14 protein-coding genes are annotated in these 15,547 nt (G+C 64.3%); 12 read left to right on the plus strand and 2 right to left on the minus strand.

Annotated features, from left to right (window positions below; genetic code table 11):
* Window positions 1–993 carry an inositol 2-dehydrogenase gene (iolG, locus tag HYH07_RS12810; RefSeq protein WP_228749467.1) on the minus strand — a complete coding sequence of 331 codons (993 nt, stop codon included), beginning with the start codon at window positions 991–993 and terminating at the stop codon, window positions 1–3.
* A gap of 227 nt (window positions 994–1,220) precedes the next feature.
* Between iolG and iolD the strand changes: the two genes are divergently transcribed.
* On the plus strand, window positions 1,221–3,062 hold the full coding sequence (gene iolD, locus HYH07_RS12815) for a 3D-(3,5/4)-trihydroxycyclohexane-1,2-dione acylhydrolase (decyclizing) (RefSeq protein WP_220002826.1): 1,842 nt from the start codon (window positions 1,221–1,223) through the stop codon (window positions 3,060–3,062).
* Window positions 3,063–3,077: 15 nt separating this feature from the next.
* A complete protein-coding gene (iolE, locus tag HYH07_RS12820; RefSeq protein ID WP_220002827.1) occupies window positions 3,078–3,977 on the plus strand; it encodes a myo-inosose-2 dehydratase in 900 nt (299 codons plus the stop codon).
* Window positions 3,978–4,175: 198 nt separating this feature from the next.
* Here iolE and HYH07_RS12825 read toward each other — a convergent pair whose 3' ends face one another.
* Window positions 4,176–4,934 (minus strand): SDR family NAD(P)-dependent oxidoreductase, encoded by a 759-nt coding sequence (locus tag HYH07_RS12825; RefSeq protein ID WP_220002828.1) that lies wholly within the window; start codon window positions 4,932–4,934, stop codon window positions 4,176–4,178.
* Window positions 4,935–5,096: 162 nt separating this feature from the next.
* On the opposite strand from HYH07_RS12825, the gene HYH07_RS12830 reads away from it, so the two are divergent.
* The 10 genes from HYH07_RS12830 to HYH07_RS12875 all read left to right on the plus strand — a co-directional run bounded on the left by HYH07_RS12830 (window position 5,097) and on the right by HYH07_RS12875 (window position 15,546).
* Window positions 5,097–6,362 (plus strand): extracellular solute-binding protein, encoded by a 1,266-nt coding sequence (locus HYH07_RS12830; RefSeq protein WP_220002829.1) that lies wholly within the window; start codon window positions 5,097–5,099, stop codon window positions 6,360–6,362.
* A 2-nt stretch (window positions 6,363–6,364) separates the two neighbouring features.
* Window positions 6,365–7,306 (plus strand): carbohydrate ABC transporter permease, encoded by a 942-nt coding sequence (locus HYH07_RS12835; protein WP_220002830.1) that lies wholly within the window; start codon window positions 6,365–6,367, stop codon window positions 7,304–7,306.
* A complete protein-coding gene (locus HYH07_RS12840) occupies window positions 7,299–8,147 on the plus strand; it encodes a carbohydrate ABC transporter permease (RefSeq protein WP_220002831.1) in 849 nt (282 codons plus the stop codon). The genes HYH07_RS12835 and HYH07_RS12840 overlap by 8 nt, the downstream gene beginning before the upstream one ends.
* A 22-nt stretch (window positions 8,148–8,169) precedes the next feature.
* Window positions 8,170–9,267, plus strand: coding sequence for a Gfo/Idh/MocA family protein (locus tag HYH07_RS12845; RefSeq protein ID WP_220002832.1), 1,098 nt, complete (start codon window positions 8,170–8,172; stop codon window positions 9,265–9,267).
* Window positions 9,268–9,277: 10 nt separating this feature from the next.
* Window positions 9,278–9,922: a ThuA domain-containing protein gene (locus tag HYH07_RS12850; RefSeq protein ID WP_057759104.1), complete on the plus strand. Its 645-nt coding sequence runs from the start codon at window positions 9,278–9,280 to the stop codon at window positions 9,920–9,922.
* Entirely contained in the window at window positions 9,919–10,968 is a 1,050-nt protein-coding gene (locus tag HYH07_RS12855) for a LacI family DNA-binding transcriptional regulator (protein ID WP_220002833.1), read from the plus strand. Before HYH07_RS12850 ends, HYH07_RS12855 begins: the two co-directional genes overlap by 4 nt.
* Before the next feature lie 190 nt (window positions 10,969–11,158).
* Window positions 11,159–12,109, plus strand: a complete 951-nt coding sequence (locus HYH07_RS12860) for a PDR/VanB family oxidoreductase (RefSeq protein WP_220002834.1) — start codon at window positions 11,159–11,161, stop codon at window positions 12,107–12,109.
* 8 nt (window positions 12,110–12,117) lie between these two features.
* Entirely contained in the window at window positions 12,118–13,449 is a 1,332-nt protein-coding gene (locus HYH07_RS12865; RefSeq protein WP_220002835.1) for a Rieske 2Fe-2S domain-containing protein, read from the plus strand.
* Window positions 13,446–13,922, plus strand: a complete 477-nt coding sequence (locus tag HYH07_RS12870) for an aromatic-ring-hydroxylating dioxygenase subunit beta (protein ID WP_220002836.1) — start codon at window positions 13,446–13,448, stop codon at window positions 13,920–13,922. The genes HYH07_RS12865 and HYH07_RS12870 overlap by 4 nt, the downstream gene beginning before the upstream one ends.
* Window positions 13,888–15,546 carry an ATP-dependent acyl-CoA ligase gene (locus HYH07_RS12875; RefSeq protein WP_228749469.1) on the plus strand — a complete coding sequence of 553 codons (1,659 nt, stop codon included), beginning with the start codon at window positions 13,888–13,890 and terminating at the stop codon, window positions 15,544–15,546. The genes HYH07_RS12870 and HYH07_RS12875 overlap by 35 nt, the downstream gene beginning before the upstream one ends.
* The last annotated feature ends 1 nt before the right edge of the window (window position 15,547 follow it).

Genomic DNA, 15,547 nt, shown 5'->3' on the forward strand with positions numbered 1-15,547 from the left:
TCAGGCAGCCTTGATCGCGACAGGGCGGCCGGTGCGGGCCGACTCGGTCGCCGCGTCGGCCAGCACCTGGGCGCGCAGCCCGTCGAGACCGGTGGGAGAGGGCGCAGCCTTGCCGCTGCAGGCATCGATGAAGGCCGCAAGCTCGGCGCGATAGGCGGCGGCATAGCGTTCGAGAAAGAAGTTCTGCACCGGATCGGCACGGAAGCCCTGGCGGGTCGCGATCTCCAGAGTCGTCTCGTGGACGTTGCCGGCCCGCAGCATGCCCTTCGCGCCATGCACCTCGATGCGCTGGTCGTAGCCGTAAGTGGCACGGCGCGAATTCGAGATCTGCGCGATGCGCCCGCTCGCCGTCTTCATGACAACGGCGGCGGTGTCGACGTCGCCGGCTTCGCCGATCGCCTTGTCCACCAGCGCCGATCCGACTGCGAAGATGACGACCGGCTCCTCGGCCAGCAGGAAGCGCGCCATGTCGAAATCGTGGATCATCATGTCGCGGAACAGGCCGCCCGAGCGTTTCACATAGTCGACCGGCGGCGGTCCGGGATCGCGCGAGATCACGCTGACGATCTCGATCTCGCCGGCCTCGCCGCTGCGCAGCCGCTTCTCCAGCGCCGCAAAGTTCGGATCGAAGCGGCGGTTGAAGCCGATCATCAGGGGCTTGCCGGATTTTTCAACCGTGGCGAGGCAGCGGCGAATGCGGTCCGAATCGAGATCGACCGGCTTCTCGCAGAACACCGCCTTGCCGGCCGAAACGGCGGCTTCGATCAGGTCGGCATGCGTGTCGGTCGGCGTGCAGATCAGGATGGCGTCGATGCCGGCATCGCCGATGATCGCATCCGCATCGGCCATTTTCGCGCCCGTCGCCTGCGCCAGCGAGGACGCAGCCTCGTTCGAGGCGTCGGCCACCGCGACGAGCCGTGCATCGCTGCGCGCCGCAACATTGAGACCGTGAATGCGCCCGATCCTGCCGGCGCCGAGAAGTCCAAACCGCATTGCCATCATCACTGCTTGACTATTCGAATAAGCATTCCATTCTCTGCGCCGCCCAGTCAAGGTCGGAGCTTGCACTTCTCGATGTCATCAACCGCCACGCAACATCGTATCGGATCGAACGACGACACATTCGCGACACAGTTGCGCGAGCACAAGCGCTCGGTCGGCGCGATGGCGGAACACCTTGACGGGCCGGTCCGCGCGACGGGGTTGAGTGGGAGCGAGTGATGGCGACGATCAGGCTCACGATGGCCCAGGCGCTTGTCGCCGCGATGGCCGCGCAACGGACTGTCATCGACGGGAAGGATCAGCCGCTGTTCGCCGGCGTCTGGGCGATCTTCGGGCATGGCAATGTCGCAGGCCTCGGCGAGGCGCTGTATGCCGCGCGCGACCGCCTGCCGACATTGCGCGCGCATAACGAGCAGGCGATGGCGCATGCGGCCATCGCCTTCGCGAAAACCTCGCGCCGCCGGCGCATGATGGCGGTGACGAGCTCGATCGGCCCCGGCGCGACCAATATGGTGACGGCGGCGGCCGTCGCTCACGTCAATCGCCTGCCGGTGTTGCTGCTGCCGGGCGATGTCTTCGCCGGACGCCGTCCCGATCCCGTGCTGCAGCAGATCGAGGATTTCGGCGACGGCACAGTCTCCGCCAATGATTGCTTCCGGCCCGTCTCGCGCTATTTCGACCGTATCACCAGGCCCGAGCAGATCATGCCCGCCTTCGAGCGGGCGATGCAGGTTCTGACCGACGCGGCCGAATGTGGACCCGTGACGCTTGCGCTCTGCCAGGACGTGCAAACGGAAGCCTTCGACTATCCCGACTGGTTCTTCGCCGAGCGCGTCTGGCAGCCGCGCCGCCCGCGCGCCGACGCGACGCAGATGGCGCAGGCCGCGGCGCTGCTCAAGGCCGCCAAGCGCCCGCTCATCGTCGCCGGCGGCGGCGTTCTCTACAGCGAGGCGGAAGCCGATCTTGCGGCCTTCTGCACCGCGCACGGCATTCCGGCGGCAGAAACGCAGGCAGGCAAGAGCGCGCTGCCGCACGATCATCCTCTTAGTCTCGGCGCGATCGGCGTCACCGGCACCGGCGCTGCCAATGATGCGGCGCGGCAGGCCGATCTCGTGCTGGCGATCGGCACCCGCTTGCAGGATTTCACCACCGGCTCGCGCTCGCTGTTCGCCGATCCCGCCTGCAGGATCATAGGCCTCAATACGCAGAGCTTCGATGCCGGCAAGCATCGTGCGCAGCCGCTCGTGGCTGATGCCAAGGTCGGCTTGGCCGAGCTCGGCACCGCCCTTCAGGGCTGGACGGCACCTGCCGTCTGGACCGGGCAGGCCAGGAGTGGCCGCACGGCCTGGCTGGAAACGGCCGCGCGCTACACCGCGTCAGGCAACGAAACCTTGCCGAGCGATGCCCAGGTCATCGGCGCCGTCCAGCGCCGCAGCCGGCCAAGCGATGTCGTGCTGTGCGCGGCCGGCGGCTTGCCCGGCGAGCTGCACAAGCTGTGGCAGCCGGGCGCGCCCGGCGGCTACCACATGGAATACGGCTATTCCTGCATGGGCTACGAAATCGCCGGAGGGCTCGGTGTCAAGCTCGCCGATCCCATGCGCGAAGTCATCGTGATGGTCGGCGACGGCTCCTATCTGATGATGAATTCCGAGATCGCCACGTCGGTAATGTTAGGGGCAAAACTCATCATCGTCGTGCTCGATAACAGAGGCTTCGGCTGCATCAACCGGCTCCAGAACGCGACCGGTGGCGCCCCTTTCAACAACCTCTTGCGCGATGCCCGCCACGAGACGCTGCCCGAGATCGACTTCGCGGCCCACGCCGCATCGATGGGAGCGATCGCGCGCAAGGTCGCTGGTATCGCGGAGCTGGAAGCGGCGTTTGAGGAGGCGCGAGGTCACGACCGGACCAGTGTCGTCGTGATCGACACCGATCCGCTGCGCTCGACCGATGCCGGTGGCCATTGGTGGGAGGTGGCGGTGCCGGAGGTCTCCGAGCGCACCGAGGTCGAAGCCGCAAGGCGCGGCTACATCGAGGCGCTTGCGCGTCGCAATATCTGATCGAGTGAGGACGACATGCCTATCCGTATCGGCGCCAACCCCATCGGCTGGTCGAACGACGATCTCCAGGAGATCGGCGGCGACACACCGCTCGAGACCTGCCTTGCCGAGGCGCGCGAAGCCGGCTTCGAGGGCATGGAGCTCGGCCACAAATTTCCGCGCGAGCCGCAGGCCCTGAAGGCTGCGCTCGCGCCCTTCGGCATGGCCTGCATCTCCGGCTGGTATTCGGCGGAGCTCTTGAAGCGCGATGCCGACGCAGAGATGCAGCATCTGCGCCCGCATCTCGATCTCCTCAAGGCGATGGGATCATCAGTCCTCGTTTTCGCCGAGACCTCGAATGCGATCCACGGCGATCGCAGCAAGCCGCTGTCGCAGCGGCCGGTCATGAAGGCAGGGGACTGGGCGCAGTTCGGCCGCCGCATCACCGAAGTCGCCGAGCGAACGCTCGCCGAAGGCGTCAGGCTGGTCTACCATCATCACATCGGCACCATCGTCGAAAGCGCTGATGACATCGACGCCTTCATGGCGGCAACCGGCGAAGCCGCGCATCTCCTGCTCGACACCGGCCACGCCACCTGGGGCGGTGCCGATCCGGCCGCGCTGGCGCAAAAATATCGCGCCCGCATCAGCCACGTCCACGCCAAGGATGTACGCCGGGCGGTGATGGAGCAGGCGCGCCGCGAGGACTGGAGCTTCCTCGATGCGGTGCTGGGACAGGGCAACGAGCTCGGTGTCTACACCGTGCCCGGCGACGGCATGGTCGATTACCCCGCCGTCTTCCGCGAACTGCCGGGCTATTCCGGCTGGATCGTGGTCGAGGCTGAGCAGGACCCGCAGAAGGCACACCCGCTGACCTATGCCAGGAAGGGTGTTGCCCATCTGAAGCAGAGCCTGAAGGCGGCTGGGCTGGCCTGATTGCAGGTCTCTGACGTTCTGAAAGCGCACTCCATCCTGCGAAAGCTGCACAATGAGAGGCCGCGATGCTGCCTCATGCTCCGTCATTGCGAGCGCAGCGAAGCAATCCAGAGTCGTTCCGCGGAGGGATTCTGGATTGCTTCGCTGCGCTCGCAACGACGTCGGAGAGAGAGGTGCTCGCCTTCAGCGGCAAGCGCCTCAGACCCAGCCGCCGTCGACGATGTAGTGCTGGGCGGTGCAGGCAGAGGCTTCGTCTGAGGCGAGGAAGAGGGTGAATTTCGCGACTTCATCAGGCACGAGCCGGCGCTTCAGGCACTGGCGCTGCTGCAGCTCGGCTTCGCCTGCGGGCGTCATCCATTTCTCGAGCTGGCGCTCGGTCATGATCCATCCCGGTGCAATCGCGTTGACGCGGATGTTGAAGGGACCGTAGTCACGCGCCAGCGAGCGCGTGAGCCCGATCACACCTGATTTGCTGGCGGTGTAGGCGGCCATGCCGCCCTGTCCGGCGATCCACGACACCGAGCCGAAATTGATGATGGCGCCCGACTTGGCCGCCTTCATGTCCGGCAACACAGCCTGTGACGCAAAGAACTGGTGCTTCAGGTTCACCGCGATGCGGTCATCCCAATATTCCGGCGTCATCTCCTCGGTCTTATGCCGCTCGTCATGCGCGGCGTTGTTAATCAGGATGTTGATCGGCCCGTGTGCCTTGCGGGCCTCTTCGACGCCGGCGCGCAAGGCCGGGATGTCGGTCAGATCGACGCGCTGGAAATGCGCGGCCAGCCCTTGATCCGACAGCTCGCGCGCCAGGCGCTGGCCTTCGTCGACCTTGATGTCAAAGAACACGACCTTGGACTTTTGCTCCGCGAAGCGCCGCACGATCGCAGCACCAATTCCCGCTGCACCTCCGGTGACGAGCACAACCTTGCCGGTGAGGTCGGAATAGATGGCAGCCATGGGGAACCTTTCAGCTTGTTATGGGCGGCGAAGCCCGCCCTGATTCTTTCGCAGGAACTTAGCCGTTCCTCTTGTGAGGTCCATATGTCAGAATTTTAGTTGCGTACCTCAAAAACTGAAGGCAGGATTGCGTCCAAAGAATAAAAGCCGTCGGGAGTTTAGATGAGATTGCTCGGGAAGCTGGGACTCGCCGTTGCCGCATGCCTGCTTGGCGCAAATGTCGCGGCAGCCGACACCACCGTGAAATGGCTCCACATCGAGGTCAATCCGGCCCAGGTGAAGATCTGGGAGGAGGTCGCACGCAGCTATGAGGCCTCGCACCCCGGTGTGAAGGTCGAGATGCAGTTCCTCGAGAACGAGGCCTACAAGGCCAAGCTGCCGACCATCCTGCAATCGAAGGACCGGCCGCACATCATCTATAGCTGGGCCGGCGGCGTCTTGAAGACGCAGGTCGAAGCGGGCGTGCTGGAAGACATTACCGATTCCGTGAAGAGCGACGGCTACAGCGACACGATCGCGCCGGCGGCGCTCGCCGCTTTCACCCGGAACGGCCGCGTCTTCGGACTTCCGATCTCGCTCTCGCAGGTCGGCTTCCTCTACAACAAGGATTTGATGGCCAAGGGCAACGTCGATCCAAGCAAGATCAAGACATGGGACGATCTGCTCGGCGCGGTGAAAACGCTGAAGGCCGCGGGTGTTACGCCGATTGTGGTCGGCGGTGCCGACAAATGGCCGCTGCATTTCTACTGGACCCATCTCGCCGTGCGCATCGGCGGCAAGCCGGCCTTCGATGCCGCGCTGAAGGGCGAGAATGGCGGCTTCGCCGGCGAGACCTTCCAGAAATCCGGCGAGCTGTTCAAGCAGCTGGTCGATCTGCAGCCGTTCCAGAACGGCTTCCTCGGCTTCAAGAACCCGCAGGCCGTCGGCTATTTCGGTGACGGCAAGGCCGCGATGATCCTGGCCATCTCCTCCTTCTATCACACCCAGCGCGCGCTTGCTGCCGACAAGGTCGGTCTCAGCGACGACAAGCTTGGCTGGTTCGATTTTCCGGTGGTACCCGGCGGCAAGGGTGAGCCGTCAGACACGCTCGGCGGCATCACCGGCTGGCTGATCACCAAGGGGGCGCCCAAGGAAGCCACCGACTTCCTCAAGTTCTTTATCTCCAAGGACGTGCAGGCGCGGCTTGCCGCAGGCAACTTCATCGTTCCCGTCGTCAAGGGCGGCGAGGCCGGCCTCAACAGCGCTTTCATGAAGCAGATCGCGGCCAATCTGGCGAAGTCGCAGTATCACCAGAACTTCTATGACCAGAGCCTCGGCCCGTCGGTCGGGCGCGTCGTCAACGACGTCACGGCGGAGATCGCTGGTGGCAGCATGAGCCCGCAGGACGCTGCGAAGGCAATCGAAGCGGCCTACAAGCAAGGTAACTGACTGTGGCGCGACGGATCGCGATCACCTCGCCGATCAGCGTTGCCGGTGAGGCGGCTCCTCAGGTTGCGGTACGGGGCCCGGGCTGGGACGGCCGCTTCACCGTCCTGATCCTGTTTCTGCCGCCGGCGCTGCTGCTGTTCACGCTGTTCGTGGTGCTGCCGATCGGCGAGGCAGCGTGGTACTCGGGCTTCAACTGGAACGGTTTCGGCAGGCCGACCAACTGGATCGGCTTCGACAACTATCGTTTCGTGCTGGAAACGCGCGCGTTCTGGCTCGCGCTGCGCAACAACGGGCTCATCATCGCGGTGTCGCTCGCGATCCAGCTGCCGCTCGCGCTGACACTGGCCCTGATGCTGGCCGAGAAGTTTCGCGGCGCGGTGGCGCTGCGCATGCTGTTCTTCATGCCCTATATCCTGGCGGAGATCGCCACCGGCTTGATCTTCAGCTTCGTCTATGACGGTGACTACGGTCTCGTCGCATCGATCTGGCGCAGCTTCGGCGCCGAGCCGCCGCACCTCTTGGCCTCGACCGATACGGCGATGCTGGCGGTGCTGATCGTGATCGTGTGGAAGTATTTCGGCTTCCATATGATGCTGTTCATCGCGGCGCTGCAGAGCCTCGACAAGAGCCTGGTCGAGGCGGCGCGGATCGACGGCGCAACGCGCTCACAGGCGCTGCGCCATGTCGTGATCCCCTTGCTCTACCCGACCATCCGCCTCTCGGTGTTCTTCGCCATCGTCGGCTCGCTGCAACTGTTCGACCTCGTGATGCCGCTGACGCGCGGGGGACCGGCGGATTCCTCGAACACGATGGTCAGCTTCCTCTACAACAACGGCATCTCGCGCATGCGGGTCGGCTATGGCAGCGCCATCGGCGTCATCCTGTTCGCGATCTGCGTGACCTTTGCCTTCACCTACAAGCGATGGTTCATGCGCGATGAATAGTGCCGAGACTGCCCGCGCGCCGTTCGACCCCGCAATGCTGTTCAAGGCGGCATTTCTCGGCATCGTTGCCATCTTCGTGCTGGTGCCGCTGCTCGCAACCGTGCTCGGCGGCTTCAAATCGCTCGGCGAATTGCGCGTCAATCCATTCGGCCTGCCACAGCATTGGGAGTGGCAGAACTATGCGGATATCCTGTTCTCTGCCCGCTACTGGCAGCTGCTGCGCAATTCGCTGATCATCTCGACCCTCACGGTGACATTGACGCTGATCACAGCCTCGATGGCGGCGTTCACCTTTGCCCATGTCAGGTTCTTCGGCTCGTCGATGCTGCTGAGCTATCTGACGCTCGGCCTGTTGTTTCCGGCGGCGACCGCGGTGCTGCCGCTGTTCATCAAGGTGCGCGACCTCGGCCTGCTCGATACCTATTTCGGCGTCGCGCTGCCGCAAGTGGCCTTCAGCCTCGCCATGAGCGTGCTGCTGCTGCGCCGCTTCTTCAAGGACATTCCCTATGAGCTGCTGGAGGCCGCGCTGGTCGACGGCTGCAGCTACGTCAAATTCTTTCGTTACGTGACGCTGCCGTTGTCGCGGCCGATCCTGGCCACCGTCGGCACCATCACCTTCGTCAACAGCTGGAACGCCTATCTGCTGCCGCTGGTGATGCTCAACACCGATGCGCTCTATCCCTGGCCGCTCGGCATCATGGTCTACCAGGGCGAATATTCGTCCGAATGGCACCTGATCCTCGCCTTCATCACGCTGACCATCCTGCCGACGATCATTCTGTTCCTGCTGGCGCAAAAGCACATCGTTGCCGGCCTCACGGCGGGTGCGGTCAAGGGATAAGCAAGACTTCACGGAGACAACAATGAGAAAAGTCGGCGTCGGAATCATCGGCTGCGGTGTCATCAGCACTGCTTACCTCAAGGCAGCGCAGCGCTTTCCGGTCATGGAGGTGAGGGCGCTCGCCGACATGCGCAGCGATGTTGCCGAGCGCCAGGGCGCCACCTTCAACCTGCCGGCGATGCGGGTCGACCAGCTGCTCAAGCGCGACGACGTCGAGATCGTCGTCAATCTCACCGTCCCGCTCGCCCACACCGATGTCAGCCTCGCGGTGCTGAACGCGGGCAAGCACGTCCATTCCGAGAAGCCGCTCGGCATCAACGTTGCGGAAGCCCGCAAGGTGATGGATCTCGCCGCGCAGAAGAACCTTCGTGTCGGCTGCGCGCCCGACACGTTCCTCGGCGGCGGGCACCAGACCGCGCGCAAGCTGATCGATGACGGCGCGATCGGCACGCCCGTGGCGGGCAGCGCCTTCTTCGGCTGCCCCGGCCATGAGCGCTGGCATCCGGCGCCGGGCTTTTATTATTTGCGCGGCGGCGGGCCGATGTTGGACATGGGCCCGTATTACATCACCAATCTCGTGCAGCTGCTGGGGCCCGTTGCCAGTGTGATGGGCTCGACCGCGCGCCCGAGATCCGAGCGTCTGGTCACCAGCCAGCCGATGAACGGCAGCTTGATCCCGGTCGAGGTGGCGACCCACGTCGCGGGCACACTCGAATTCGAAAGCGGGGCCGTCGTCTCGATCACGATGAGCTTCGATGTGCCGAAGCACCGCCACGTGCCGATCGAGATCTATGGCGACAAGGGCAGCATGCTGGTGTCGGACCCGAACCGCTTCGGCGGCGAAGTGCAGGTCGCCAAGACCGGCGGCGAATTTGAGACGATGCCGTTGACGCATGGTCATGTCGAAGGCGAGTTCCGCTCGATCGGCGTCGCCGACATGGCCTCCGCGATCAAGAACAACCGGCCGCACCGCGCCAGCGGCGCGCTCGCCTTCCATGTGCTGGAAGTGATGGAGGCGTTCCAGACCTCGGCGGATGAAGGGCGGCGCGTCAAGATCGAAAACCGCGTCGAGCGGCCGGCGATGCTGCCGGCCGGATGTGAAACCGGACAGATCGACTGAGGGAATGAGCATGCGCAAGGCATTGATTGTATGGGGCGGCTGGCCGGGACACGATCCTGATCTCTGTGCCTCGATGATCCGCGGCTGGCTGAAGGCGGAAGGCTTCGAAGTCCGGATCGAGACCACGACCGAGGCGTTCGGCGATCCCAAGATCCACGATCTCTCGCTGATCATCCCGATCTACACCATGTCGAAGATCGAGAAGGCGGACGCGCTCAATCTCTGCGCGGCCGTGCGCAGCGGCGTCGGGCTCGCCGGTCATCATGGCGGCATGTGCGATGCCTTCCGCGATTCTGTGGACTACCAGTTCATGTGCGGCGGGCAATGGGTCGCGCATCCCGGCAACATCATCGACTACAAGGTCGACGTGACCAAGCCTGACGATCCCATCATGAAGGGCCTGAAGAGTTTTGAGCATCGTTCCGAGCAGTATTACATGCATGTCGACCCCGCTATCGAGGTGCTGGCGACGACGACCTTCACCGGCGAGCACGCGCCGTGGATCGACGGCGTGGTGATGCCGGTGGTCTGGAAGAAGCAATATGGCGCGGGCAGGGTGTTCTATTCCTCGCTCGGTCATCGCGCCTATGAGCTCGACGTGCCGGAGATCCGGACATTGATGACCCGCGGCATGCTGTGGGCGGCGCGCGAATGACAGATAGCGCGACCCAGCCCATGGTTCGCGCCACGCTCGAAGATGTCGCGCGCGCGGCGGGGGTGTCGCTCGCCACCGTCGATCGCGTCGTCAACCGGCGCGAGGGCGTGCGCGCCAAGACTGTCGCGCGCGTCGAGGCGGCGGTGGCAAAGCTCGGCTATCGTGCCGACGTCGCCGCTGCTCGGCTCGCCCGCGGGCGGTCGTTTCGTTTCGCCTTCGTGCTGCCCACCGGCAGCAACAGCTTCATGACCAATCTGTCCGAGCAGGTCCAGCGCACGGCCGGCTGGCTTGCCGGCCAGCGCGGCTTCATCGACATCCGCCACGTCGACGTGTTCGATCCGGAAGTTCTCGCCGGCGCGCTGCAAGATTTGTCGCCGGTCTATCAGGGGGTCGCCGTGGTCGCGCTCGACCATCCCAAGGTCCGTGACGCGATCGACGAACTCACCGCACGCGGGGTCGTCGTGGTGACCCTTGTGTCGGACGCGCCGAGCTCGCGCCGTCTGCACTATGTCGGTATCGACAATCCGGCCGCGGGCCGGACCGCGGCAACGCTGATGGGGCGCTTTCTCGCCGCTCGCGAGGGGAAGGTAGCAGTCATCGCGGGATCGTTGTCGCTGCGCGATCACAGCGAGCGGCAGTTCGGCTTCCATCAGATCTTGTCCAGCGAGTATCCGAATCTGGCGACATTGCCTGTCATCGAGGGCCGTGACGACAGCGAGCGCACGCGGGAGCTGACCACCGCGCTGCTCAAACGCCATGCGGACCTGCGCGGCATCTATTGCTGCGGCGCCGGCAATCGCGGCATTGCCGAGGCACTCGAGGCCTCCGGCCGCGCGCGCGACGTGGTCTGGATCACCCATGAGCTGACCCAGCATACGCGGCGCTTCCTGGTGCGCGGCACGCTGGATGCGATCATCAACCAGGATCCCGGCCACGAGGCGCGCTCCGCCGCACGGGTGCTGCTGGCGCATTGCATGGAAGAGCCGATCAGCCCCGATCAGGAGCGCATCCGCATCGACATCTTCCTGCGCGACAATCTGCCGTAACGGCCTGATGGTGTCGGCGAACCGCTCGGGCGGTTCAGGCCGGCACGCGCACCGCACCAAGAGCTCCATCTTCCCAAATGGTTAGAGGCGCGATGTGCGCCCCGCCGGGCTTGTCCCGCGCGGACGATTGACAAGGCAATTATTACATGTCTAAAAATATGCAAATTCATATAATTCACGAGCCGCCTGAATGGACGAGCATCCGCTCAAGCTCAAGGTCAGATCGTATGTTGCGGAAACGCCGTTCATACGCAGCCTTGTGTTTGGCGTGGAGGACGGCACCCTGCCGCGCTGGCAGGCCGGCGCACATCTCCGCGTGGCGCTCCCCGATGGAGGCGACCGGCCGTATTCGCTGATGGCGTTGCCGGGCCTGCCTGGGGATGCGCTGGCGCTCGGTGTCCTGCGCGAAGAGGCTTCGAGCGGCGGTTCGCAATTCATGCACGCGCTGAAGGTCGGCGATGTCGTGAAGGCGAGCGCGCCGGTCAATAATTTTCACCTGCACGAGGGCAGCACGCCGGCGCTGCTGTTTGCCGGCGGCATCGGCATCACGCCGGTTCTGTCGATGGCGGCGGAACTCGCGGCGCGAGGCAGTCCGTATCGCTTGCACTATGCGGGCCGCACCCAAGGGCTGCTGGCGTTCCTGCCGCAATTGCAGGAGATCTGCGCCAGCAATCTGTCCGTTCACTACGACAGCGACGAGACCCGCCTCGACATTGCAGCAGCGCTCGGCGCTTCAGGTGCAAACGCCCACATTTATGTCTGCGGCCCCTCAGGCATGATCGATGCCGTGAAGGCCGGTGCGCTCGCCGCTGGCGTGTCGGCGGATCGCATCCATTACGAGCTGTTCAAATCCGAGCAGCCGTCCTCGCCCGACCGGCCATTCGAGGTCGAGATCAAATCGACCGGGCAGGTCGTCGGCGTCGCGGCCGGACAGAGCATCGTCCAGGCGCTGGAGGCGGCCGGGCTCGACGTTCTCTACGACTGCCAGCGCGGCGATTGCGGCATCTGCCAATGCGGCGTGATCGAAGGGGTACCAGACCATCGCGACGTCATTCTCAGTGACGAGGAGAGGGCGTCCAACAAGGTCATGCAGATCTGCGTGTCGCGCGCCAAGTCCGAACGTCTGGTGCTGGATTTGTGAGGGGAGCCGTGACGAAATACGGAAAGAATGCCCAAGCGATTGCCGCACTGGTGCGCGAGGCCGAGGTGCACCGCGACGTCTACGTCGACCCTGAAATCTTCGAGCTCGAGATGGAGCACCTGTTTCCGAACAGCTGGATCTATGTCGGCCACGCCAGCCAGCTGGCCAATTCAGGCGATTTCATCACTGCCACCATCGGCCGGCAGCCGGTCATGGCCAGCCGCCACAGCGACGGCTCCATCCACGTCTTCTACAATCGCTGTCCCCACAAAGGCGTGAAGATCGCCTCCGAGCCCTGCGGCAACACCGGAAAATTCTTCCGCTGTCCCTATCATGCCTGGTCCTTCAAGACCGACGGCTCGCTGCTCGCGATTCCCCTGAAGAAGGGCTATGAGGGCACCGGCTTCGGCGACACCCAGGCCAATGAGGGGCTGTCGAAGGTCAAAAACGTCGTCATCTACCGCGATTTCATCTTCGCCCGCCTCAGCGATAATGGCGTATCGTTCGAGGATTATTTCGGCGAAAGCCTCTCGACCATCGACAACATGGTCGACCGCTCGCCGGAGGGAAAGCTCGCAGTCCAGGCGACGCCGATCCGCTACATGCACAGCTGTAATTGGAAGATGCTGGTCGAGAACCAGACCGACACCTGCCATCCCATGGTGGCGCATGAGAGCTCGGCCGGCACCGCGGTCAAGGTCTGGAAGCGCGAGCAGGGCGATGCCACGGAGACGCCGATGGCGGTGCAGCTCTACGGGCCCTTCATGAGCCCCTACGAGTTCTACGAGCAGAGCGGCATCAGGATCTGGCCGAACGGCCACGGTCACACCGGCGTCGCCAACTCCATCCATTCGAACTATCAGGATGTCCCCGGCTATCTCGACCAGATGGTTGCGGCCTATGGCGAGCAGCGCGCGCACGAGATCCTCGGCGAGGTCAGGCACAATACCGTCTATTTCCCGAACATCATGGTCAAGGGCGCGGTGCAGATCCTGCGCAATTTCATCCCCGTGGCGGTCGACAAGACGCTGGTCGAGAGCTGGGTCTATCGCCTGGTCGGCGCGCCCGACAAGCTCTACGAGCGCGCCCTGATGTACAACCGCTTCATCAACGCGCCCACTTCGATCGTCGGCCACGACGATCTCGAGATGTACGAGCGGGCGCAGGAAGGGCTTAAGTCGAACGGCAATCAATGGGTCAATCTGCGGCGGCTCTACGACGATCACGAGGAGCCTGATGTTACGGCTGTCATCAACGGCACGTCGGAGCGGCAGATGCGAAACCAGTTCCATGCCTGGGCGAAATTCATGACCATGGACATGGAAGAGGCCGCGGAATGATCAGCGAGCAAGACATCACTGACTTCGTCTACCGCGAGGCCGAGCTGCTCGACACCATGCAGTGGCAGGCCTGGCTCGAACTGTTTCATCCCGAGGGGCGCTACTGGATGCCGCTGGAATGGCAGCAGCAGGATCCGGTGCTGCAGCCGTCCTTGATGTACGAGGACCCGCTGCTCCTGAAAGTCCGAGTCGAGCGGCTGGCCGGCGAGCGCACCTTCAGCCAGAAGCCGAAGAGCCGTTGTCATCATCTGCTCCAGGCGCCCAAGATCGTGGCGTGCGATCCTGAAGCCGGCGTGTTCAAGGCGCGGACGTCCTACATCTACACCGAGACCCGCGGTGATACGCTGGAGCGTTATTCGGGATGGGCCTCGCACGATCTCGTAGCGGTCGGCGATACCCTGAAGATCAAGCTCAAGCGGGTCGATCTCGTCAATTTCGATGCGCCGTTCGGCAATATCCAGCTTTTCATGTGAGACGACCGTGACCGCTGCGACCACAGTCTACGACCGCTTTCGCGAGACCGCGCTGCGCCGGGGCGAGGCGGGCTTCCTCAACGTGCTGCCGGAGACCGCCAAGATCTACGGCATCGCCGCGGGCGAGATCTCCTACCGCGCCATGCTCGACCGGGTCGAACGCCGGCGCGCGGCCTTTGCAGAGCGCGGCTACGGCGAAGGTCACCGGGTTGGGCTGCTGCTGCAGAACCGGCCCGTCTTCATCGAGCTGTGGTTCGCGCTCAATGCGCTCGGCGTCTCCGTGGTGCCGATCAATCCGGATTTGCGCCTCAGCGAACTCGAATACATCATCGCGCATTCCGAGATGAACGCGGCCTTCGTCCTCGCTGAGCGGAGTGACGAAGTGGAGCTGGCGGCCCGTCAGGCCGGCCGGCCGATCCCGGTGGTGACCTGTGAGGGCGATGTTCCCGCGCCCTTCGGCGGCGCGCGACCGTCAACGTCCGGGAGCGAGGCCAGCGAATGCGCGCTGCTCTATACGTCAGGGACGACAGGCCAGCCCAAGGGCTGCGTGCTCACCAACACCTATTTCCTGCACTCCGGCAACTGGTATCGCGACGTCGGCGGGCTGATCGACCTCGGGGACGATGGCGAGCGCATGATCACGCCGCTGCCGCTGTTCCACATGAATGCGATGGCGGTGTCGCTGATGGCGATGCTCTCGGTGGGTGGCTGCCTGACCATGCTCGATCGCTTTCATCCGCGTTCCTGGTGGGCCTCGGTGCGCGACAGCCGCGCCACCTGCCTGCATTATCTCGGGGTGATGCCCTCGATGCTGATGAGCGCACCGCCATCGGACCAGGACCGGGCGCATAGCGTGCGCTTCGGCTTTGGCGCCGGCGTCGACAAGCTGCTGCATGCACCGTTCGAGGACCGCTTCGGCTTTCCGCTGCTGGAGGCCTGGGCGATGACCGAGACTGGCAGCGGCGGCGTCATCGCCGCCAATGTCGAGCCGCGCAAGGTCGGCACCAGCTGCTTTGGTCGTCCGGCCCCCGAGGTGGAGGTTCGGATCGTAGATGATGCCGGCAACGATGCTCCAAACGACGTGCCCGGCGAGCTGCTGGTGCGGCGGGCCGGCGCCGATCCACGCTACGGCTTCTTCCGCGAATATCTGAAGAATCCCGAAGCCACCGCTGAGGCGTGGGCCGGCGGCTGGCTGCACACCGGCGACGTCGTGCTGCGCGATGCCGATGGCGATCTGCATTTCGTCGACCGCAAGAAGAACGTGATCCGCCGCTCCGGCGAGAACATCGCCGCGGTCGAGGTCGAATCCGTGCTCAACCGCCATCCCGCGATCCGGCAGGCCGCCGTTGCAGCGACGCCCGATCAGCTGCGCGGCGACGAGGTCGCGGCGGTGATCATCGCAGAACACAGCGGCGCCGACCGTGCGCTCGCCGAACAGATCGTGCGCTGGAGCCTGGAGCAGATGGCCTATTACAAGGCGCCGGGCTGGATCGCTTTCGTCGATAGCCTGCCGCTGACGGCAACCGAGAAAATCCAGCGCGGCGGCCTGAAGGATTTTGTCGCCAAGTTGATGCGCGAGGGCGCTTTCTTCGACCTTCGCGACCTCAAGAAGCGGCAGATCTGAT

The organism is Bradyrhizobium sp. BR 10261 (assembly GCF_019455395.1).
GTDB classification, from domain to species: domain Bacteria; phylum Pseudomonadota; class Alphaproteobacteria; order Rhizobiales; family Xanthobacteraceae; genus Bradyrhizobium; species Bradyrhizobium manausense.

Bases quoted from the DNA above. Each gene is read 5' to 3' on its own strand.
- iolG (WP_228749467.1), bottom strand. From the start codon at position 993: ATGCGGTTTGGACTTCTCGGCGCCGGCAGGATCGGGCGCATTCACGGT.
- iolD (WP_220002826.1), top strand. From the start codon at position 1,221: ATGGCGACGATCAGGCTCACGATGGCCCAGGCGCTTGTCGCCGCGATG.
- iolE (WP_220002827.1), top strand. From the start codon at position 3,078: ATGCCTATCCGTATCGGCGCCAACCCCATCGGCTGGTCGAACGACGAT.
- HYH07_RS12825 (WP_220002828.1), bottom strand. From the start codon at position 4,934: ATGGCTGCCATCTATTCCGACCTCACCGGCAAGGTTGTGCTCGTCACC.
- HYH07_RS12830 (WP_220002829.1), top strand. From the start codon at position 5,097: ATGAGATTGCTCGGGAAGCTGGGACTCGCCGTTGCCGCATGCCTGCTT.
- HYH07_RS12840 (WP_220002831.1), top strand. From the start codon at position 7,299: ATGAATAGTGCCGAGACTGCCCGCGCGCCGTTCGACCCCGCAATGCTG.
- HYH07_RS12845 (WP_220002832.1), top strand. From the start codon at position 8,170: ATGAGAAAAGTCGGCGTCGGAATCATCGGCTGCGGTGTCATCAGCACT.
- HYH07_RS12850 (WP_057759104.1), top strand. From the start codon at position 9,278: ATGCGCAAGGCATTGATTGTATGGGGCGGCTGGCCGGGACACGATCCT.
- HYH07_RS12855 (WP_220002833.1), top strand. From the start codon at position 9,919: ATGACAGATAGCGCGACCCAGCCCATGGTTCGCGCCACGCTCGAAGAT.
- HYH07_RS12860 (WP_220002834.1), top strand. From the start codon at position 11,159: ATGGACGAGCATCCGCTCAAGCTCAAGGTCAGATCGTATGTTGCGGAA.
- HYH07_RS12870 (WP_220002836.1), top strand. From the start codon at position 13,446: ATGATCAGCGAGCAAGACATCACTGACTTCGTCTACCGCGAGGCCGAG.
- HYH07_RS12875 (WP_228749469.1), top strand. From the start codon at position 13,888: ATGCGCCGTTCGGCAATATCCAGCTTTTCATGTGAGACGACCGTGACC.